The sequence below is a fragment of the Pseudomonas sp. QE6 genome, assembly GCF_041379005.1.
In the GTDB taxonomy this organism is placed as follows: Bacteria; Pseudomonadota; Gammaproteobacteria; order Pseudomonadales; family Pseudomonadaceae; genus Pseudomonas.
The window spans coordinates 2,922,607-2,940,984 of record NZ_CP166873.1; the positions used below are offsets into that span (position 1 = coordinate 2,922,607).

An 18,378-nucleotide genomic window follows, 5' to 3' on the forward strand; every position below is an offset into this window, starting at 1 on the left:
TCATGGCTGACGCCACCGTAGACAGTCAGGTTCCCGCCAAGCTCGGCGCAGCGAAAAAGCCGCTGCTGGGCCTGACCTTCCTCGAAAACCTCGCGGACATGCCCGTGCTGCGCCAGGTCGGCCTGCTGGTCGGCCTCGCCGCGAGCATCGCCGTCGGCTTCGGCATGGTGCTCTGGTCGCAGCAGCCGGACTACAAGCCGCTGTACGGCAGCCTCAACGGCGTCGACGCCAACAAGGTGGTCGAGGCGCTGAGCGCAGCCGACATTCCCTACAAGGTCGAACCCAACTCCGGCGCGCTGCTGGTGAAGGCCGACGACCTCGGCCGCGCGCGGATGAAGGTCGCCGGCGCCGGCGTTGCGCCGACCGACAACAACGTCGGCTTCGAGATCCTCGACAAGGAACAGGCCCTGGGCACCAGCCAGTTCATGGAAGCGACCAATTACCGTCGCGGCCTGGAAGGCGAGCTGGCGCGCACCATCTCCAGCCTGAACAACGTCAAGGGCGCCCGCGTGCACCTGGCGATCCCGAAGAGCTCGGTGTTCGTCCGTGACGACCGCAAGCCCAGCGCCTCGGTGCTGGTCGAGCTGTACCCGGGCCGCAACCTGGAGCCGAGCCAGGTGATGGCGATCGTCAACCTGGTGGCGACCAGCGTGCCGGAGCTGGACAAGTCCCAGGTCACCGTCGTCGACCAGAAGGGCACTCTGCTGTCCGACCAGCAGGAGCTCTCCGAGCTGACCATGGCCGGCAAGCAGTTCGACTACACCCGCCGCATGGAAAGCAACCTCAACCAGCGCGTGCACAGCATCCTGCAACCGGTGCTGGGCAACGGCCGCTACAAGGCCGAAGTCTCCGCCGACGTCGACTTCAGTGCGGTGGAGTCCACCTCCGAATCCTACAACCCGGACCAGCCGGCGCTGCGCAGCGAGCAGACCAACAATGAGGAACGGCAGAACAGCAACGGCCCGCAAGGCGTGCCGGGGGCGCTGTCGAACCAGCCGCCGGGGCCCGCCAACGCGCCGCAGACCACTGCGCAGAACGCGCCGTCCGACTACGTCGCGCCGGGTCAGCCGCTGAAGGACGCCAACGGCCAGCCGATCATCGACCCGAAGACCGGCCGGCCGGAACTGGCGCCGTATCCCACCGACAAGCGCCAGCAGAACACCCGCAACTACGAGCTGGATCGCTCGGTGAGCTACACCAAGCAGCAGCAGGGCCGCCTGCGCCGGCTTTCCGTCGCGGTGGTGCTGGATGACCGGATGATCACCGATGCCAAGACCGGCGAGGTGACCCACAAGCCGTGGAGCGCCGACGAATTGTCGCGCTTCACCCGCCTGGTGCAGGACGCCGTGGGCTACGACGCCAGCCGTGGCGACAGCGTCAGCGTGATCAACGCGCCGTTCGCCCCGGAGCAGGGCGAGGAAATCGTCTCCCCGCCGTTCTACTCGCAGCCCTGGTTCTGGGACGTGGTCAAGCAGGTGCTGGGCATCGTCTTCATCCTGGTGCTGGTACTGGGCGTGCTGCGTCCGGTGCTGAACAACCTGTCGGGCAACAAGGGCAAGGCCCTGGTGGCCGGCGGCGCGGGCGCTGACGGTCTGGGCGAACTGGGTGGCCTCGACGGCGAGCTGTCGGACGACCGCGTCAGCCTCGGCGGCCCCGCCAGTATTCTGTTGCCGAGCCCGTCCGAGGGTTACGATGCGCAGCTCAATGCGATCAAGAGCCTGGTCGCGCAGGACCCCGGGCGTGTGGCTCAGGTGGTGAAAGAGTGGATCAATTCCGATGAGTAACCGCACATGAGCGAACCTCGGGCGAACGCCAAACTGAGCAAGGTCGACAAGGCCGCCATCCTCCTGCTGTCCCTCGGCGAGACCGACGCGGCGCAGGTGCTGCGGCACATGGGCCCCAAGGAAGTGCAGAAGGTCGGCGTGGCCATGGCGCAGATGCGCAACGTGCACCGCGAGCAGGTCGAGCAGGTGATGGGCGAGTTCGTCGAGATTGTCGGCGACCAGACCAGCCTGGGCGTCGGCGCCGACAGCTACATCCGCAAGATGCTCACCCAGGCCCTGGGCGAGGACAAGGCCAACAACCTGATCGACCGCATCCTGCTGGGCGGCAACACCAGTGGCCTGGACAGCCTGAAGTGGATGGAGCCGCGCGCCGTGGCCGACGTGATCCGCTACGAGCATCCGCAGATCCAGGCCATCGTGGTCGCCTACCTCGATCCGGACCAGGCTGCCGAAGTGCTCAGCCACTTCGACCACAAGGTGCGCCTGGACATCGTCCTGCGCGTGTCCTCGCTGAACACCGTGCAGCCGTCCGCGCTCAAGGAACTGAACCTGATCCTGGAGAAGCAGTTCGCCGGCAACGCCAACTCCACCCGCACCACCATGGGCGGCGTGAAGCGCGCGGCGGACATCATGAACTTCCTCGACAGTTCGGTCGAAGGCACGCTGATGGACGCCATCCGCGAAGTGGACGAGGACCTGTCGGGCCAGATCGAAGACCTCATGTTCGTCTTCGACAACCTCGCCGACGTCGACGACCGTGGTATCCAGGCGCTGCTGCGCGAGGTGTCTTCCGACGTGCTGGTGCTGGCGCTCAAGGGTTCCGACGAGGCGATCCGCGAGAAGATCTTCCGCAACATGTCCAAGCGCGCCGCCGAACTGCTGCGCGACGACCTGGAGGCCAAGGGCCCGGTGCGCGTCAGCGAAGTGGAAGGCGCGCAGAAGGAAATCCTCACCATTGCACGGCGCATGGCCGAGTCGGGCGAGATCGTGCTCGGCGGCAAGGGCGGCGAGGAGATGATCTAAGTGGTGCCCCCGGCCAAAGACGAGCAGGAGCTCAGCGAGCTGATCCGCGCGCGCGATGTCTCGGGCTTCGACCGCTGGTCGCTGCCCAGCTTCGATCCGATCAAGCCGCTGCCCGAACCCGAGCCGCAACCCGAACCTGTGGCCGAGGAGCCGCAGATCGAGGAGGTACCGGAGGAAGAGGTCAAGCCGCTGACGCTGGAGGAGCTCGAGGCGATCCGCCAGGACGCCTACAACGAGGGATTTTCCACCGGTGAGAAAGACGGCTTCCACGCCGGCCAATTGAAGGCGCGTCAGGAAGCCGACGCGGCCCTGCAGCCGCGCCTGCAGAGCCTGGAAACCCTGATGGGTCAGCTGCTGGATCCGATCGCCGAGCAGGACCAGATGCTCGAGGCGGGCATGCTCAGCCTGGTGACCCATGTGGTGCGCCAGGTGGTGCAGCGCGAGCTGGCCACCGATTCCAGTCAGATCCGCCAGGTGCTGCGCGAGGCGCTGAAGCTGCTGCCGATGGGCGCCGGCAATATCCGCATCCAGGTCAACCCGCAGGACTTCGAACTGGTGAAGGCGCTGCGTGACCGCCATGAGGAAAGCTGGCGGATCATCGAGGACGACAGCCTGCTGCCCGGCGGCTGCCGCATCGAAACCGAACACTCGCGGATCGACGCCAGCATCGAGACGCGCCTGGCCCAGGCCGTGAAGCAGCTCTTCGAGCAGCAGCGCGACCAGGCGACCCACGCACTGGCGCCGGACCTGCACATCGACCTGGACGCGCCCGATGCGCCTTGACCGGGTCAGCTTCGCCCGCCGCCTGCAAGGCTACAGCGAGGCGGTGAACCTGCCGGCGCAGCCGGTGGTGGAGGGCCGCCTGCTGCGCATGGTCGGCCTGACCCTGGAGGCCGAAGGCCTGCAGGCCTCGGTCGGCAGCCGTTGCCAGGTGATCAACGACGGCGGCTATCACCCGGTGCAGGTGGAAGCCGAGGTGATGGGTTTCTCCGGCAGCAAGATCTACCTGATGCCGGTGGGCAGCCTCGCCGGCATCGCCCCCGGGGCCCGCGTGGTGCCGCTGCCGGATTCCGGCCGCCTGCCCATGGGCATGTCCATGCTCGGTCGCGTGCTCGATGGCGTCGGCCGCGCGTTGGACGGCAAGGGCGGCATGCGTGCCGAAGACTGGGTGCCGATGGAAGGGCCGATCATCAACCCATTGGCGCGCGACCCGATCCACGAACCCATGGACGTCGGCATCCGCTCGATCAACTCCCTGCTCACCGTCGGTCGCGGCCAGCGCCTTGGCCTGTTCGCTGGTACCGGTGTGGGCAAGTCGGTGCTGCTGGGCATGATGACCCGATTCACCAAGGCCGACATCATCGTGGTCGGGCTGATCGGCGAACGGGGCCGCGAGGTGAAGGAGTTCATCGAGCACATCCTTGGCGAAGAAGGCCTCAAGCGTTCCGTGGTCGTCGCATCGCCCGCGGACGACGCGCCGCTGATGCGTCTGCGCGCGGCGCAGTACTGCACGCGCATCGCCGAATATTTCCGCGACAAGGGCAAGAACGTCCTGCTGCTGATGGACTCCCTGACCCGCTACGCCCAGGCCCAGCGCGAGATCGCCCTGGCCATCGGCGAGCCGCCGGCGACCAAGGGCTATCCGCCGTCGGTGTTCGCCAAGCTGCCACGCCTGGTGGAGCGCGCCGGCAACGGCGAGAAGGGCGGCGGCTCGATCACCGCTTTCTACACCGTGCTCAGCGAGGGTGACGACCAGCAGGATCCGATCGCCGACGCCGCTCGTGGCGTGCTCGACGGTCACTTCGTGCTGTCGCGCCGGCTGGCCGAGGAAGGCCATTACCCGGCCATCGACATCGAAGCCTCGATCAGCCGGGTGATGCCCCAGGTCACCAGCCCCGAACATCTGCGCGACGCCCAGCGCTTCAAGCAGCTGTGGTCGCGCTACCAACAGAGCCGCGATCTGATCAGCGTCGGCGCCTACGTGGCCGGCGGCGACGCCGAGACGGACCTGGCGATCCAGCGCTTTCCGGTCATGCGCCAGTTCCTCCGGCAGGCGCTGGACGAGAGCCAGAACCTCGACGACAGCCGTTTGCTGCTCGACGCGGTGGTCAGTGGAAAGGCGGGCTGATGTCCGACATGCGCGGAGCTTTCCGTAGGATGGGTGGAGCGGAGCGATACCCATGCTGCATATCGCCGCGAGTTGAAAGACGATGGGTATCGCAAGCTCCACCCATCCTACGAGTCCAGCGCCGCGGGGCGAGTGCATGAATCGCCGCGCCGAACGCCTCGCCCCGGTGGTGGACATGGCCCTCAAGGCCGAGCGGGAAGCCGCGCGCCAGCTCGGCCTGGTGCAGAACCAGCTGCTGCAGGCGCAGCGCAAGCTCGCCGAGCTCGAACGCTATCGCCTGGACTACCAGCAGCAGTGGATTCGCAACGGCCAGCAGGGCGTCACCGGGCAGTGGCTGATCAACTACCAGCGCTTCCTCTCGCAACTGGAAACTGCCGTCGAGCAGCAGAACCGCGCGGTGGAATGGCATCAGGGCAGCGTCGACAAGGCCCGCGCCGCCTGGCAGGAGAAGTACGCCCGCCTGGAAGGCCTGCGCAAGCTGGTGGAGCGCTACCGCGAGGAAGCGCGCGCCGCCGCCGACAAGTACGAGCAGAAGCAGCTCGACGAATTCGCCCAGCGCCTGAGGCCTTCGCCGGACTGAGCAGGGACGCGTGCTAGTCTCCAGTCAGTCCTTCGATTGGAATGCCCGTCTTGCCGTCCCTGTCTGATTTCTCCCGTTACCTGCCCCTGCGGCACCTCGCGCTCGACGGCGGGCGCACGCCATGCTGCGCCTGAATCGCGCCTTCCTCAGCGCCCACCCGCGCCTGATCGCCGCCTTCACCGGTGGCCTGCTGGTGGCGCTGGCCTGCTACCGGCTGGAGCCGATGGTCCGGGTGCTGGTGGGTTGGAACTGCATGGCCTGGCTGTATGTCCTGCTGATCGGTTGGCTGGCCTGGCGTGCCGACCCGCAGGAGGTTCGGCGCCTGGCCGAGATCGAGGACGAGAATGCCGAGGCGGTGCTGGTGCTGATCAGCGTCGCCGCGCTGGCCAGCCTGGTGGCGATCGTCTTCGAACTGGCCGCCGCCGGTCATGCCGAGGGAGGCGAAAAACTCTGGCGCTACGCCTTCACCGCCAGCACCGTGCTGGGTTCCTGGTTCCTCATCGGCATGGTATTCACCATGCACTATGCGCGGATGTTCTACTCCTCCGGGGACGACGAGCCGGTGCTGCGTTTTCCGGACGGGGAGACGAGCCCGGACTACTGGGACTTTCTCTACTTCTCCTTCACCCTGAGCGTGGCGGTGCAGACTTCCGACGTGGCCGTCGCCTCGCGGGCCATGCGCAAGGTGGTGCTGGCGCACTCGGTGATCGGCTTCCTGTTCAACACGGCGATCCTCGGGCTGGCGATCAACCTGGGCGCGGGCCTGATCGGGTAGGGGTTTGCCGCCACGTTAGAACAGCGGCTTCGACGCCTTGAACATTACCGCCGTGTCGCAATAGGTGTTGTGCCCCGAGTATGCGCTGCAATCGCTGCCGGTCAGGCTGCTGCCGCTGTAGGAGAAGTTCAGGTCGATGCCCAGCCAGGGCCGGCTGAGGTTCACCGACCAGTCGCCGAAGCCGCTGACGCTGCCGCCACCGCTCAGGCTGGCCGGCGCGGCGAGGTTGTAGGTGGAGTACTTGAACGACACGTCGAAGCCCAGGTCCGGTTCCAGCCCCAGGTCGGTGAACAGCGTGGCGCTGCTGCGGCCGCCCTGGCTGCTGTAGGCGGCGCCGAGGCGGCTGCCGAATACCGAGAGGCCGCCGTACAGCGCCTGGCTGTCGAAGTCCGGTTGCTCGGGGCGGGTATAGCGCAGGGTGCCCAGTTCGTAGCCCAGCCGACCATTGCCCAGCGGGTGCTTGAAGCCGGCGTAGCTGTCGATCTCCAGCGGTTTTTCCTGTTCCAGGTTCGAGGTCCAGCTGCCAACGTACCAGCCACTGGCATGGCTGACGTCCACGCCGCCCTGGGCGCTGTTCGCCTGGCCGGGCTGGACCAGCCCCTGGGCCATGCTGCGGGTCGGCGCATTGGCGAACTTCAGTTCGAAATCACCCAGCTCGCGCTGCATCACCTGGGCATGCGCGACCGGCACCGTGCAGACAGCGCAGGCCACGACGAGAACGGACTTGTACATGCTCCCCCTCCATTGCCTGGTGCGGCCCGGCGTAGACGCATCGCCGTGGACCGAACCTTCGAAGGGTAACGGCATTTGCCATGCCGGTGGGGACCGGTGGTCCATTTCAGCGGAGTTCGACAAGGCCGGGTGATGGCGTTCCAATGGCTGCCAAGGTTGCCGCTGTCATGAGTTGCTGCTACATCTTCAAACTCCTGCGTGCCGATCATCGATAAGGAGAATCCCATGGCCATCACTTCCGTTCCTTCCGCTGACGGCCAGGAGTTGACCATCGTGGTCCAGGGTCGCTTCGATTTCGGTGCGCACCAGGAATTCCGCGACGCCTACGAACGCGTCGACATCACGCCCAAGCGCTATATGGTTGATCTCAAGGGCGCCACCTACCTGGACAGCTCGGCGCTGGGCATGCTGCTCCTGCTGCGCGACCACGCCGGCGGCGAGAACGCACAGATCAGCCTGGAACACTGCAACGCCGACGTGCGCAAGATCCTCGCCATCTCCAACTTCGAGCAGCTGTTCAAGATCAGCTGAACTCGACTGCCCTGCATCCGAGAGCGGCCATGGCTGATTTCCTCACGGTCCTGATCGCCGACGACAACGCCGCCGATCGCCTGCTGCTGTCCACCATCGTCAGCCGCCAGGGGCATCGGGTGATCACCGCGTCCAATGGCCTGGAGGCCCTGGCGCTGTTCGCCCAGGAGCGCCCGCAACTGGTGCTGATGGATGCGCTGATGCCGGTGATGGACGGCTTCGAAGCGGCGCGGCGGATTCGCCGGCAGGCCGGCGAGGAGCTGGTGCCGATCATCTTCCTCACCTCGCTGAGCGAAACCGAGGCGCTGGTGCAGAGCCTGGAGGCGGGCGGCGACGACTTTCTCTCCAAGCCCTACAACCGGGTCATCCTCGAAGCCAAGATCCGCGCCATGGGCCGCCTGCACCACCTGCAGCGGATGGTGCTGGAGCAGCGCGACCTGATCGCCCGGCACAACGAGCACCTGCTCAACGAGCAGCGGGTGGCCAAGGCGGTATTCGACAAGGTGGCGCACTCGGGCTGCCTCAACGCGGCGAACATCCGCTACCTGCAATCGCCCTTCGCGCTGTTCAACGGCGACCTGCTGCTGGCCGCGTTCAAACCCTCCGGCGGCATGCACGTGCTGCTCGGCGACTTCACCGGCCACGGCTTGCCGGCGGCCATCGGCGCCATGCCGCTGGCCGAGGTGTTCTACGGCATGACCGCCAAGGGCTACCCGATGGCGGACATCCTTCGCGAGATGAACGCCAAGCTCAAGCGCATCCTGCCGGTGGGGGTGTTCTGCTGCGCGGCGATGCTCAACCTGAGCTTCCAGCGCGGCCTGGTGGAGGTGTGGAACGGCGGATTGCCCAATGGCTACCTGCTGCGCCACGACAAGCGCGAGGCGCTGCCGCTGGTGTCGCGCCACCTGCCGCTGGGCATCCTCGATGCGGCCGCGTTCAACGAGCACTACGAGGTCCACGCCATGGAGGAGGGCGACCGCGTGTTCCTCTTCTCCGATGGCGTGACCGAGGCGCGCAACGCCGCCGGCGAGATGTTCGGCGAGCAGCGTCTGCGCGAGGTCTACGAGGCGGAGACGGTGCCGTCGCGCCTGTTCGATAGCATCCAGACGGCGCTGGCGCGTTTCCGCGGCGAGGTGCAGGACGACGTCAGCATGCTGGAAGTCGTGCTGGTGCCGGAGCATTCGTTGCAGCGGCCGCCGCTGGCCTTCTCCGACAGCGGCCTGAGCAGCCCGCTGGACTGGTCCGCCAGTTTCGAATTCCGCGCGCCGACCCTGCGGCACTTCAATCCGCTGCCGTTCCTGCTGCAATTGCTGATGGAGGTGCAGGACCTGCGGCCCAAGGGCGGCGCGCTCTACACCGTGCTCGCCGAGTTGTATTCCAACGCCCTGGAGCACGGCGTGATGGGCCTGGATTCCTCGCTCAAGTGCGATGCCAGCGGGTTCGCCCGCTACTACCAGCAGCGCAGCCAGCGCCTGGCGCAGCTGCGCGACGGCTTCGTGCGCTTCCACCTCGATCTTGCGCCCCACGGCGAGGGCGGGCGCCTGCTGGTGCGGGTGGAGGACAGCGGCGATGGCTTCGACGTCGGCGCCGTGCTCGCTTCCCAGCGCGCCGCCGGCAGCCTCTGCGGGCGCGGCCTGACGCTGGTGCGGCAGCTGGCCGACCGCTGCCAATGGTCGGGTGATGGCAAATCGGTGTCCGTGGAGTTCTTCTGGTCGGCTCAGGCATAATCCGGCCTTCGCTTGCCATCCAGCCCTATGGCGAGCAGTCCTACCGGGAGTGCCGAATGTCCGTGCCGCATCTCGATGACGCCGTGCAGCGCAACCTGCTGGAGATCATGGAAGACGAGTACCCATTGCTGGTGGAGACCTTCCTGAGCGATTCCGAGGAGCGTCTTAACAGCATTCGCGCGGCCTTCACCGCCGCCGACGGCGCTGCGTTGCGCCATGCCGCGCACAGCTTCAAGGGCAGTTGCGGGAACATGGGCGCCGCCGTGCTGAGCGGGCTGTGCAAGCAGCTCGAAGACGCCGCCCGGCACAACGACCTGGCCGCCGCGCAAGGGCTGATCGCGAAGGTCGAGCACGAGTTCACCATTGTTCGCACGCTGCTGCTGCCCGGTCGCGCCTGATCCTCTCCGCCAGATCAAACAGCGAATTGGCCCGCCCCTTGCTATCTCCGTGATGGATATTCACATCAACGGAGAACTCCGATGGCTGTCGCCCCGGATATTTTATTGACGCCGACGCCCGACCCCAGGCCCAAGGCGGCGCTCTCCAAGCCTGCGCAGAATTCGCCCGACCCCGCCAACGACAAGGGTTCCAGCTTTGCCGACGTCTACGCGCAGGAGAAGCGCCCGGCGGCCAGCGAGCGCCCGGACAAGGCGGCCAAGTCCAAGGCCGAGAAGCCTAAGGACGCCGCCGACAAGGACGCCAAGGCCAGCGATTCCAAGGATGCCGCTGCCGCCGACAAGCCAGCGGTTGCCGAAGACGGCAAGGCCTTGCCGGCCGACGGCGAGACCAAGGTGGCCGATAGCGAGGAGAAGCCCGAGGCCACTCTCGACCCACTGCTGATGCTGGGCATGACCGGCCAGTTGCCGGCCCCGACCAGCGAAGCGCCGCCCCTGGTGATCAGCACTGGCGTGGGCCAGCAGACCGTGGCCAGTACGGACGGCGACCTGGAAAAGCTCAACGCACTGCCGGGCGTGACCCTGGCCCTCGACCAGGGCGCGCAGGACCAGGCGCAGCAGCTCCAGCAGACGCAGGTGCCCGGTGACGTGGCTGCCAAGGGCGCTGACAAGCCGGTGGAGGGCAACGGCAAGGCCGACCTGTCGGCAATGCTTTCGGCGTTGAACCCGGATACGACGGCGAAGGCTGCCGACGGCAAGTTGGCCGAAGGTGCACTGCAGGCCAGCGCGGACCTGGGCCAGGCCTTGCCGGAGCTCCAGTCCCAGGCCAAGCCCGAGGCGCCACGCAACGAGTCCTTCGCCGCGCGGCTGGAGTCGCTGACCCAGGCACTGAATACGCCGCAGGCCATGACCAACCGTCCGGTGAACCCGCTGGTGCCGGGGCAGCCGGTGTCGGTGCAGCAGAACGGCTGGACCGACCAGGTGGTGGACCGGGTGATGTGGATGTCGTCGCAGAACCTCAAGTCCGCCGAGATCCAGATGGACCCGGCCGACCTCGGGCGCCTGGAAGTGCGCATCCACATGAGCGCCGACCAGACCCAGGTGAACTTCGTCAGCGCCAACGCCAACGTGCGCGAAGCGCTGGACAGCCAGCAGCACCGCCTGCGCGAGATGTTCAGCCAGCAGGGCATGGGGCAGCTCGACGTCAACGTCTCCGACCAGTCCGCCCGCGGCTGGCAACAGCAACAGGGCGGCGATGATCGCGGGGGCGCGCGCCGGGTCGCCGGCTCCGATGGCGACGACGAGCCGATGATCAGCGGCGTGTCCGAGCTCCGCCCGCAGGTGGCGGCGCAGGGCAGGGGGCTGGTGGATTACTACGCCTGATATTGGACGGGCGTTCGCGGCGGATGCTTTGCAACCCCGTCGAGGAGCGCGGGGATATTGTAGGAGCGAGCTTGCTCGTGAACCGCCCAGCATCGATGCCGCCGGGTAAATCTGTTCGCGAGCGAGCTCGCTCCTCCAGGCAACGCCCCGCCATGCAGGCGGGCCTGCTCGTTGCCTGCGAATCGTCGCCAATTTTCCTACCCAATCCCCGCGCCTCGGAAATTTCTCTCCCCGCCCCGTGACTTCCTCCGTCTAGCCTGTAATATCCGCGGCGGCGCCAGTCCGACAATTCCAAACTGGCACAGCCCTTGCTCCTACCCCGGTATCTGCGCATCGCGCCGGAAAAGTGACGGATATTTGGCATGGCCAAGAAAGATCAGACGCCTCCCTTCCCAGACGGACAGGCCCCCGGCAAGGGCAAACTGAAGCTCATCATTCTCATCGCCCTGGCATTCCTGCTGGCGGTGGGGCTGTCGGTCGGCGGCACCTGGTTCTTCCTCAGCAAGCACGCCAAGCCCGCCGAGGCCGAGGCGAAGGCCGAGGAAGGCGCCGCACCGGGCAAGAAACAGGCGATCTACGAAATCCTCGCGCCGTCCTTCGTGGTCAACTTCAATCAGAACGGCCGCCAGCGTTACCTGCAGGTGGCGGTGGCGCTGATGGGCCGCGACCAGGCGCAGATGGATGCGCTGCGCGAGCAGATGCCGCTGGTGCGCAACCAGCTGGTGATGCTGTTCTCCAGCCAGAATTTCGACTCGCTGGTGACCCCGGTGGGCAAGGAGATGCTGCGCCAGCAGGCGACCTCCAGCCTTCAGGAACTGGCGAAGAAGGCGACCGGTCAGTTGACCGTGGAACAAGTGCTTTTCACCAACTTCGTATTGCAGTAGGTACCCGCCATGGCCATGCAGGATCTACTTTCCCAGGACGAGATCGACGCGCTGCTCCACGGCGTCGACGACGGCCTCGTGGAAACCGAGTCCGACGTCGAGCCGGGGGCGATCAAGTCCTACGACCTGACCAGCCAGGACCGAATCGTCCGGGGTCGCATGCCGACCCTGGAGATGATCAACGAGCGTTTCGCCCGCTACACCCGCATCAGTATGTTCAACCTGCTGCGCCGCTCGGCGGATGTCGCCGTGGGCGGCGTGCAGGTGATGAAGTTCGGCGAGTACGTGCACTCGCTGTACGTGCCCACCAGCCTCAACCTGGTGAAGATGAAGCCGCTGCGCGGCACCGGCCTGTTCATCCTCGACGCCAAGCTGGTGTTCAAGCTGGTGGACAACTTCTTCGGCGGTGATGGCCGTCACGCCAAGATCGAGGGCCGTGAGTTCACCCCCACCGAGTTGCGGGTGGTGCGCATGGTCATCGAGCAGGCCTTCATCGACCTCGCCGAAGCCTGGCACGCGGTGATGCCGATCACCTTCGAGTACGTGAACTCCGAGGTGAACCCGGCGATGGCCAACATCGTCAGCCCCAGCGAAGTGGTGGTGGTCTCCACCTTCCACATCGAGCTGGACGGCGGCGGCGGCGACCTGCACATCACCCTGCCGTACTCGATGATCGAGCCGATCCGCGAGATGCTCGATGCCGGCTTCCAGTCCGACGTGGACGACCAGGACGAGCGCTGGATCAACGCCCTGCGCGAAGACATCCTCGATGTCCACGTACCGGTCGGCGCCACCGTCGTGCGCCGTCAGCTCAAGCTGCGCGACATCCTGCACATGCAGCCGGGCGACGTGATCCCGGTAGAGCTGCCCGAACACATGATCATGCGCGCCAACGGCGTGCCTTCCTTCAAGGTCAAGCTGGGTTCGCACAAGGGCAACCTGGCCTTGCAGATTCTCGATCCGCTCGAGCGCCCGCGCTGAGCAAGAGGACCCACCATGGCAGATGAAGACAACGTGACTCCCGAAGAACAGGCCCTGGCCGATGAATGGGCCGCCGCGCTCTCCGAATCGGGCGACGCCAACCAGGACGACATCGACGCGCTGATGGCCCAGGGCGGCGCCACCCCGGTGGCACCGGCCGCGCCGCGCGCGCCGATGGAAGAATTCGGCATGGCGCCCAAGGCGCCGACCATCGCCGGCCTGGAAGGGCCGAACCTGGACGTGATCCTGGATATCCCGGTGACCATTTCCATGGAGGTCGGCAACACCGACATCAGCATCCGCAACCTGCTGCAGCTCAACCAGGGCTCGGTGATCGAGCTCGATCGCCTGGCCGGCGAGCCGCTGGATGTGCTGGTCAACGGCACCCTGATCGCCCACGGCGAGGTGGTGGTGGTGAACGAGAAGTTCGGCATCCGCCTCACCGACGTGATCAGTCCCAGCGAACGCATCAAGAAGCTGCGCTGACATGGCCCGCCTGTCCGCGATCCTCAGCGCATTGCCTCTGGCGGGGCTGTCCATGCTGGCGTTCGGCGACGACGCCCCGGCGCCGGTGTCGACGCCGGCCATCGTCCACGCCAGCTCCGCCCCGAGCATGATCACCGGCAGCGCCGGCGCGCAGTTGCTGCAACTGCTGCTGGGGCTGGTGCTGGTGGTCGGCCTGATCTTCCTGCTCGCCTGGCTGGTGCGCCGCGTGCAGCAGGTCGGCCCGCGCGGTAACCAGGCGATCCGCCTGGTCTCCAGCCAGGCCCTCGGCCCGCGTGATCGGCTGGTGCTGGTGCAGGTGGGCGACGAGCAGATCCTGCTCGGCCTGACACCGGGTCGCATCACCCCGCTGCACGTCTTGCGCCAGCCGGTGCATGCCGCCGAGTCGGAGCCGGTGCAGCCGGAATTCGCCCAGCGCCTGCTGGAGTTGCTGAACAAGGACAAGGGCCGCCCGCAGTGACCCGTTCGCCGAATCTCTCCGCTCTGCTCGGCGCGCTCAAGCGCAGCGCGCCACTGCTTCTGGGACTGCTGGCGCTGGCCGTGCCGCAGGCCTTCGCCGCCGATCCGACGCAGATCTCGGCGATCACCGTGACCACCAACGCGCAGGGGCAGCAGGAGTACTCGGTCAGCCTGCAGATCCTGCTGATCATGACGGCGCTGAGCTTCATCCCGGCGTTCGTCATGCTGATGACCAGCTTCACCCGGATCATCATCGTCTTCTCCATCCTGCGCCAGGCGCTGGGCCTGCAGAGTACGCCGTCGAACCAGGTGCTGATCGGCCTTGCGCTGTTCCTCACCCTGTTCGTCATGGCGCCGGTGTTCGACAAGATCAACGCCAACGCGCTGCAGCCCTACCTCAACGAGCAGATTCCGGCCCAGGAGGCGATCAGCCGCGCCGAGGTGCCGCTCAAGGCGTTCATGCTGGCGCAGACCCGGCAGTCTGACCTCGAACTGTTCGTACGCCTGTCCAAGCGCACCGACATCCAGAGCGCCGACGCCACGCCCCTGACCATCCTGGTGCCGGCGTTCGTCACCTCGGAGTTGAAGACTGCGTTCCAGATCGGCTTCATGATCTTCATCCCGTTCCTGATCATCGATCTGGTGGTGTCCAGCGTGCTGATGGCGATGGGCATGATGATGCTGTCGCCGCTGATCATCTCGTTGCCGTTCAAGATCATGCTGTTCGTGCTGGTGGACGGCTGGGCGCTGATCATCGGCACGCTCGCCGGCAGTTTCGGCACCGTCTGAGGAGGGTAGGGGCATGACTCCGGAAGTCGCCGTAGACCTGTTCCGTGAAGCGCTCTGGCTGACGGCGATGATCGTCGCCATCCTGATCCTGCCCAGCCTGCTGGTGGGCCTGGTGGTGGCGATGTTCCAGGCCGCTACCCAGATCAACGAGCAGACTCTGAGTTTCCTGCCGCGCCTGCTGGTGGTGCTGCTCACCCTGATCGTGCTGGGGCCCTGGCTGATACGGCAGCTGATGGAGTACACCCAGACGCTGATCAGCAGCATCCCGACGCTGATCGGCTGATGCTGGAACTTACCAACGCGCAGATCGGCGGCTGGGTCGGGGCCTTCCTGTTCCCGCTGTTCCGCATCGCCGCGCTGCTGATGGTGATGCCGATCTTCGGCACCCAGCTGGTGCCGACCCGCGTGCGCCTCTACCTGGCCCTGGCGATCGCCGTGGTGCTGGTGCCGAACCTGCCGCCCATGCCGCAGGTGGACGCGCTGAGCGTCAAGGCCATGCTGCTGATCGGCGAGCAGATCCTCATCGGCGCCATGCTCGGCTTCACCCTGCAGCTGATGTTCCATGCCTTCGTCATCGCCGGGCAGATCATCTCCATGCAGATGGGCCTGGGCTTCGCCTCGATGATCGACCCCACCAACGGCATCTCGGTGCCGGTGCTCGGGCAGTTCTTCACGATGCTGGTGACCTTGCTGTTCCTGGCCATGAACGGCCACCTGGTGGTGTTCGAGGTATTGGCCGAGAGCTTCGTCACCCTGCCGGTGGGCGAGGGGCTGTCGGGCAACCACCTGATCACCGTCGCCGGCAAGCTCGGCTGGGTGATCGGCGCCGGGCTGCTGCTGGCGCTGCCGGCGGTCACCGCGCTGCTGGTGGTCAACCTGGCCTTCGGCGCCATGACCCGCGCCGCGCCGCAGCTGAACATCTTCTCCATCGGCTTCCCGCTGACCCTGATCATGGGCTTCATCATCGTCTGGATCGGCAGCGCCGACATTCTGTCGCAGTACCAGTCCCTCGCCAGCGAGGGCCTGCAACTGCTCCGTGAACTGGTTCGAGCGAGGTAGCCAGCGATGGCGGAAAGCGAGAGCGGTCAGGACAAGACAGAGGAACCCACAGAGAAACGGCGCCGGGAGGCGCGCGAGAAAGGCCAGCTGCCGCGCTCGCGGGAGCTGAACACCCTCGCCGTGCTCGTCGCCGGCGCCGGCGGCCTGCTGATCTATGGCGCGGGCCTGGCGGACGCGCTGATGCGCCTGATGCGCGGCAGCTTCGAGCTGTCCCGCGAGACGGTGATGAACAGCGACAACATGCTCCGGCTGCTGGCCAATGCCGCGCAGATCGCCGGTGAAGGTCTCTGGCCGATCCTCGCGCTGTTGCTGGTGGCGGCGCTGCTCGGCCCGGTGGCCCTTGGCGGCTGGCTGTTCTCCAGCGAGGCGCTGGCGCCCAAGTTCAGCCGCCTGAACCCGCTGGAAGGGCTCAAGCGGATGTTCTCGGCCAAGTCGCTGCTGGAGCTGTTCAAGGCGCTGATCAAGTTCACCGTGGTGCTCACCGTGGCGATCCTGGTGTTGCAGTCGGACAAGGACGACCTGCTGGCGATGGCCCACGAGCCCACCGAGCAGGCGCTGGTGCATTGCGCCCGGGTGGTCGGCTGGAGCGCCTTCTGGCTGGCCTGCAGCCTGCTGCTGATCGCCGCCGTGGACGTGCCCTACCAGCTCTGGGACAACCGCCAGAAGCTGATGATGACCAAGCAGGAAGTGCGCGACGAGTACAAGGACTCCGAGGGCAAGCCGGAGGTCAAGGCCAAGGTCCGCCAGATGCAGCGCGAGATGGCGCAGCGGCGGATGATGCAGGCGGTGCCGGACGCCGACGTGGTGATCACCAACCCGACGCACTTCGCCGTCGCCCTCAAGTACGACCCCGGCGCCTCCGGCGCGCCGCGGCTACTGGCCAAGGGCAACGACTTCATGGCGCTGAAGATCCGCGAGGTAGCCCAGGAGCACAAGGTCACGGTGCTGGAGTCCCCGGCGCTGGCGCGGGCGGTGTACTACTCCACCGAGCTGGACCGCGAGATTCCCGCCGGCCTCTACCTCGCCGTCGCCCAGGTGCTGGCCTACGTCTACCAGCTCAAGCAGTTCCGCGCCGGCAAGGGCAAGCGCCCGGGGCCGATGCCGGACCTGCCGATTCCGCCGGATCTGCGGCGGGACGAGTGAGGCCTGTATCGGTCCGGTGAACGATTCAGCGGTTGCTGTTCGAACGTCCGGTCTGCCTCTAGCATCAGGTTTCCCATGGCCGGCTCTATTGCGTCGGCCTCACTGCCTTCAGGGATGGAAGGAATGAACGACTGGATTCGCCTCGTATTCTGCCTGCTCATGCTGTTGAGCGCCCCCGTGGTCCACGCCGGAGCATTCGGCGAAGAGCCGGTGGCCGAGTCAGTCGCCGCCGACGCCGCGCGGGAACCTTTTGCGCAGACGGTGGCCGTGCCCGTGCTGGAGCGTCCAGTCACCGACCTGACGATGACCCTGGATGCGGTCTGGATCGCGGCCATGGAGCAACGCCTGCTCGCTCTGCAGCAGCGCAAGGGCTCGCAGGTCGCCGTGCTGATGGTGCCCAGCACCGGTGAGGACAGCATCGAGCTGTTCGCTACCCGCGTCTTCGATCAGTGGCGCCTGGGGCGCCGGGGCGTGGACGACGGCGTGCTGGTGCTGGTGGCCAAGGACGACCGGACCATGCGCATCGAGGTGGGCTACGGGCTGGAGGGGGCCATCCCCGATGTCACGGCCGGTCGCATCATTCGCGATGAGATGGTTCCGGCGTTTCGCCAGGGCGACTTCGCCGGCGGCATCGAGCGCGCGGTGGGCGTCCTGGAGCGGCTGATCGATGGCGAAACGCTGCCGGAGGAACGTCATGAGAGCGGTCTGACCCGTGAGGGCTGGCTGCTGTTGATCGCCCTGGGCTGTGGCGCGGTGGCGGGCGTGGCGCTGCGCCGCAAGCTTCTGGCCGCCCGTGTGGTCGTCGGCGTGTCGGCAGGGTTGATGGTGCTGCTGGCGTTCGGCGCAGGCCTGAAGACCGCGCCACTGTTCTTCATGGCCGTGTCGTTCTGCATGGCGCTGGGCGGGGCCGTCGGCGCCCTGGCGGCGTCTTCGCGCAAGTCCGCCTGGATCGTCGGCGCCATCGTCGGCTATCTCGTGGCGCTGGCGGTGGGGGCCAGCCGGTATGGCGCCGAGGTGCTGCTGTATGGCCTGGCAGGCCCTATCGGGCTGACCCTTGGGCTGGCGTTGCTGTGTTTGCCCTTCGTCCTTGCCCATGCCGCCTGGAAGCGCAGCCGGCTGGAGTTCCTCATTCGCCTGGCATTGGCTTCGGGTATCGGTGCGTTCGTCATGACCATCACCGGTATCGTCGAGCACCTCGGCGAGTTCCCGGAGTCGCTGGCGCTGTTGCCGATGCTGTACTTCCCGATGCTGTTCGCCTTCATTATCGGCCGAGGCTCCAGTTCGGGCTCCGGTTCCAGTGGTGGCGGAAGTTCGTCATCCAATAGCGGTAGCGGCTATTCCGGCGGCGGTGGCTCCAGTGGCGGAGGCGGCGCTTCGGGGAGCTGGTGAGGCCGGTCGCCGGCGCTCCGGGCTCGGCCATGGCGTTGCCGGAATGCACGATGTATCGGCGTACAACCGCGAACGGTTGTACGCCCTACGGGCGCTCTGGATCGGGTATTTC

Annotated in this window: 20 protein-coding genes; 19 read left to right on the forward strand and 1 reads right to left on the reverse strand. The window is 66.6% G+C overall.

Annotation, left to right across the window (positions count from 1 at the left end; all coding sequences use genetic code 11):
- Positions 1-2 precede the first annotated feature (2 nt).
- The 6 genes from fliF to ACAW63_RS13620 all read left to right on the forward strand — a co-directional run bounded on the left by fliF (position 3) and on the right by ACAW63_RS13620 (position 6,290).
- Positions 3-1,784 carry a flagellar basal-body MS-ring/collar protein FliF gene (gene fliF / locus ACAW63_RS13595; protein ID WP_371234313.1) on the forward strand — a complete coding sequence of 594 codons (1,782 nt, stop codon included), beginning with the start codon at positions 3-5 and terminating at the stop codon, positions 1,782-1,784.
- 6 nt (positions 1,785-1,790) lie between these two features.
- Positions 1,791-2,807 carry a flagellar motor switch protein FliG gene (fliG, locus tag ACAW63_RS13600; RefSeq protein ID WP_371234315.1) on the forward strand — a complete coding sequence of 339 codons (1,017 nt, stop codon included), beginning with the start codon at positions 1,791-1,793 and terminating at the stop codon, positions 2,805-2,807.
- Positions 2,808-3,590, forward strand: a complete 783-nt coding sequence (gene fliH / locus ACAW63_RS13605) for a flagellar assembly protein FliH (protein ID WP_371234317.1) — start codon at positions 2,808-2,810, stop codon at positions 3,588-3,590.
- Complete coding sequence (fliI, locus tag ACAW63_RS13610; RefSeq protein ID WP_371234319.1) at positions 3,580-4,935, forward strand: flagellar protein export ATPase FliI; 1,356 nt, start codon at positions 3,580-3,582, stop codon at positions 4,933-4,935. Before fliH ends, fliI begins: the two co-directional genes overlap by 11 nt.
- A gap of 136 nt (positions 4,936-5,071) precedes the next feature.
- Complete coding sequence (gene fliJ / locus ACAW63_RS13615; protein WP_371234320.1) at positions 5,072-5,515, forward strand: flagellar export protein FliJ; 444 nt, start codon at positions 5,072-5,074, stop codon at positions 5,513-5,515.
- 121 nt (positions 5,516-5,636) lie between these two features.
- Entirely contained in the window at positions 5,637-6,290 is a 654-nt protein-coding gene (locus tag ACAW63_RS13620) for a DUF1345 domain-containing protein (RefSeq protein WP_371234322.1), read from the forward strand.
- 15 nt (positions 6,291-6,305) lie between these two features.
- On the opposite strand, the gene ACAW63_RS13625 is transcribed toward ACAW63_RS13620, so the two are convergent.
- Positions 6,306-7,022: a TorF family putative porin gene (locus ACAW63_RS13625; RefSeq protein ID WP_371234323.1), complete on the reverse strand. Its 717-nt coding sequence runs from the start codon at positions 7,020-7,022 to the stop codon at positions 6,306-6,308.
- A 225-nt stretch (positions 7,023-7,247) separates the two neighbouring features.
- On the opposite strand from ACAW63_RS13625, the gene ACAW63_RS13630 reads away from it, so the two are divergent.
- The 13 genes from ACAW63_RS13630 (at position 7,248) to ACAW63_RS13690 (ending at position 18,266) form a co-directional block, all read left to right on the forward strand.
- Complete coding sequence (locus tag ACAW63_RS13630; RefSeq protein ID WP_371234326.1) at positions 7,248-7,553, forward strand: STAS domain-containing protein; 306 nt, start codon at positions 7,248-7,250, stop codon at positions 7,551-7,553.
- 29 nt (positions 7,554-7,582) lie between these two features.
- The gene (locus ACAW63_RS13635) at positions 7,583-9,280 is read left to right on the forward strand and encodes a SpoIIE family protein phosphatase (protein WP_371234328.1); all 1,698 of its coding nucleotides are present in this window, start codon (positions 7,583-7,585) and stop codon (positions 9,278-9,280) included.
- 56 nt (positions 9,281-9,336) lie between these two features.
- Entirely contained in the window at positions 9,337-9,678 is a 342-nt protein-coding gene (locus ACAW63_RS13640; RefSeq protein ID WP_371234330.1) for an Hpt domain-containing protein, read from the forward strand.
- Between the two features lie 81 nt (positions 9,679-9,759).
- Positions 9,760-11,058: a flagellar hook-length control protein FliK gene (locus ACAW63_RS13645; protein ID WP_371234332.1), complete on the forward strand. Its 1,299-nt coding sequence runs from the start codon at positions 9,760-9,762 to the stop codon at positions 11,056-11,058.
- A 362-nt stretch (positions 11,059-11,420) separates the two neighbouring features.
- The gene (fliL, locus tag ACAW63_RS13650; RefSeq protein WP_207888084.1) at positions 11,421-11,942 is read left to right on the forward strand and encodes a flagellar basal body-associated protein FliL; all 522 of its coding nucleotides are present in this window, start codon (positions 11,421-11,423) and stop codon (positions 11,940-11,942) included.
- Between the two features lie 9 nt (positions 11,943-11,951).
- Positions 11,952-12,923, forward strand: coding sequence for a flagellar motor switch protein FliM (gene fliM, locus ACAW63_RS13655; RefSeq protein ID WP_371234333.1), 972 nt, complete (start codon positions 11,952-11,954; stop codon positions 12,921-12,923).
- A gap of 15 nt (positions 12,924-12,938) precedes the next feature.
- Complete coding sequence (gene fliN / locus ACAW63_RS13660) at positions 12,939-13,409, forward strand: flagellar motor switch protein FliN (RefSeq protein WP_152222004.1); 471 nt, start codon at positions 12,939-12,941, stop codon at positions 13,407-13,409.
- A 1-nt stretch (position 13,410) separates the two neighbouring features.
- Positions 13,411-13,887: a flagellar biosynthetic protein FliO gene (fliO, locus tag ACAW63_RS13665; protein ID WP_371234335.1), complete on the forward strand. Its 477-nt coding sequence runs from the start codon at positions 13,411-13,413 to the stop codon at positions 13,885-13,887.
- Between the two features lie 23 nt (positions 13,888-13,910).
- Complete coding sequence (fliP, locus tag ACAW63_RS13670; protein ID WP_371234672.1) at positions 13,911-14,675, forward strand: flagellar type III secretion system pore protein FliP; 765 nt, start codon at positions 13,911-13,913, stop codon at positions 14,673-14,675.
- Positions 14,676-14,688: 13 nt separating this feature from the next.
- A complete protein-coding gene (fliQ, locus tag ACAW63_RS13675; RefSeq protein ID WP_152222009.1) occupies positions 14,689-14,958 on the forward strand; it encodes a flagellar biosynthesis protein FliQ in 270 nt (89 codons plus the stop codon).
- The gene (gene fliR / locus ACAW63_RS13680) at positions 14,958-15,734 is read left to right on the forward strand and encodes a flagellar biosynthetic protein FliR (protein WP_275607941.1); all 777 of its coding nucleotides are present in this window, start codon (positions 14,958-14,960) and stop codon (positions 15,732-15,734) included. The genes fliQ and fliR overlap by 1 nt, the downstream gene beginning before the upstream one ends.
- A 6-nt stretch (positions 15,735-15,740) precedes the next feature.
- Positions 15,741-16,877, forward strand: coding sequence for a flagellar biosynthesis protein FlhB (gene flhB / locus ACAW63_RS13685; RefSeq protein ID WP_371234337.1), 1,137 nt, complete (start codon positions 15,741-15,743; stop codon positions 16,875-16,877).
- A 123-nt stretch (positions 16,878-17,000) separates the two neighbouring features.
- Positions 17,001-18,266, forward strand: a complete 1,266-nt coding sequence (locus ACAW63_RS13690; protein ID WP_371234339.1) for a YgcG family protein — start codon at positions 17,001-17,003, stop codon at positions 18,264-18,266.
- The last annotated feature ends 112 nt before the right edge of the window (positions 18,267-18,378 follow it).

What these genes read in the sequence shown, in the direction of transcription:
- fliM (WP_371234333.1), top strand. Translation starts at nt 11,952, where the DNA reads ATGGCCATGCAGGATCTACTTTCCCAGGACGAGATCGACGCGCTGCTC.
- fliL (WP_207888084.1), top strand. Translation starts at nt 11,421, where the DNA reads ATGGCCAAGAAAGATCAGACGCCTCCCTTCCCAGACGGACAGGCCCCC.
- fliF (WP_371234313.1), top strand. Translation starts at nt 3, where the DNA reads ATGGCTGACGCCACCGTAGACAGTCAGGTTCCCGCCAAGCTCGGCGCA.
- ACAW63_RS13690 (WP_371234339.1), top strand. Translation starts at nt 17,001, where the DNA reads ATGAACGACTGGATTCGCCTCGTATTCTGCCTGCTCATGCTGTTGAGC.
- ACAW63_RS13635 (WP_371234328.1), top strand. Translation starts at nt 7,583, where the DNA reads ATGGCTGATTTCCTCACGGTCCTGATCGCCGACGACAACGCCGCCGAT.
- fliG (WP_371234315.1), top strand. Translation starts at nt 1,791, where the DNA reads ATGAGCGAACCTCGGGCGAACGCCAAACTGAGCAAGGTCGACAAGGCC.
- ACAW63_RS13630 (WP_371234326.1), top strand. Translation starts at nt 7,248, where the DNA reads ATGGCCATCACTTCCGTTCCTTCCGCTGACGGCCAGGAGTTGACCATC.
- flhB (WP_371234337.1), top strand. Translation starts at nt 15,741, where the DNA reads ATGGCGGAAAGCGAGAGCGGTCAGGACAAGACAGAGGAACCCACAGAG.
- fliO (WP_371234335.1), top strand. Translation starts at nt 13,411, where the DNA reads ATGGCCCGCCTGTCCGCGATCCTCAGCGCATTGCCTCTGGCGGGGCTG.
- ACAW63_RS13620 (WP_371234322.1), top strand. Translation starts at nt 5,637, where the DNA reads ATGCTGCGCCTGAATCGCGCCTTCCTCAGCGCCCACCCGCGCCTGATC.
- fliJ (WP_371234320.1), top strand. Translation starts at nt 5,072, where the DNA reads ATGAATCGCCGCGCCGAACGCCTCGCCCCGGTGGTGGACATGGCCCTC.
- ACAW63_RS13640 (WP_371234330.1), top strand. Translation starts at nt 9,337, where the DNA reads ATGTCCGTGCCGCATCTCGATGACGCCGTGCAGCGCAACCTGCTGGAG.
- ACAW63_RS13645 (WP_371234332.1), top strand. Translation starts at nt 9,760, where the DNA reads ATGGCTGTCGCCCCGGATATTTTATTGACGCCGACGCCCGACCCCAGG.
- fliQ (WP_152222009.1), top strand. Translation starts at nt 14,689, where the DNA reads ATGACTCCGGAAGTCGCCGTAGACCTGTTCCGTGAAGCGCTCTGGCTG.
- fliI (WP_371234319.1), top strand. Translation starts at nt 3,580, where the DNA reads ATGCGCCTTGACCGGGTCAGCTTCGCCCGCCGCCTGCAAGGCTACAGC.
- fliR (WP_275607941.1), top strand. Translation starts at nt 14,958, where the DNA reads ATGCTGGAACTTACCAACGCGCAGATCGGCGGCTGGGTCGGGGCCTTC.
- fliN (WP_152222004.1), top strand. Translation starts at nt 12,939, where the DNA reads ATGGCAGATGAAGACAACGTGACTCCCGAAGAACAGGCCCTGGCCGAT.
- ACAW63_RS13625 (WP_371234323.1), bottom strand. Translation starts at nt 7,022, where the DNA reads ATGTACAAGTCCGTTCTCGTCGTGGCCTGCGCTGTCTGCACGGTGCCG.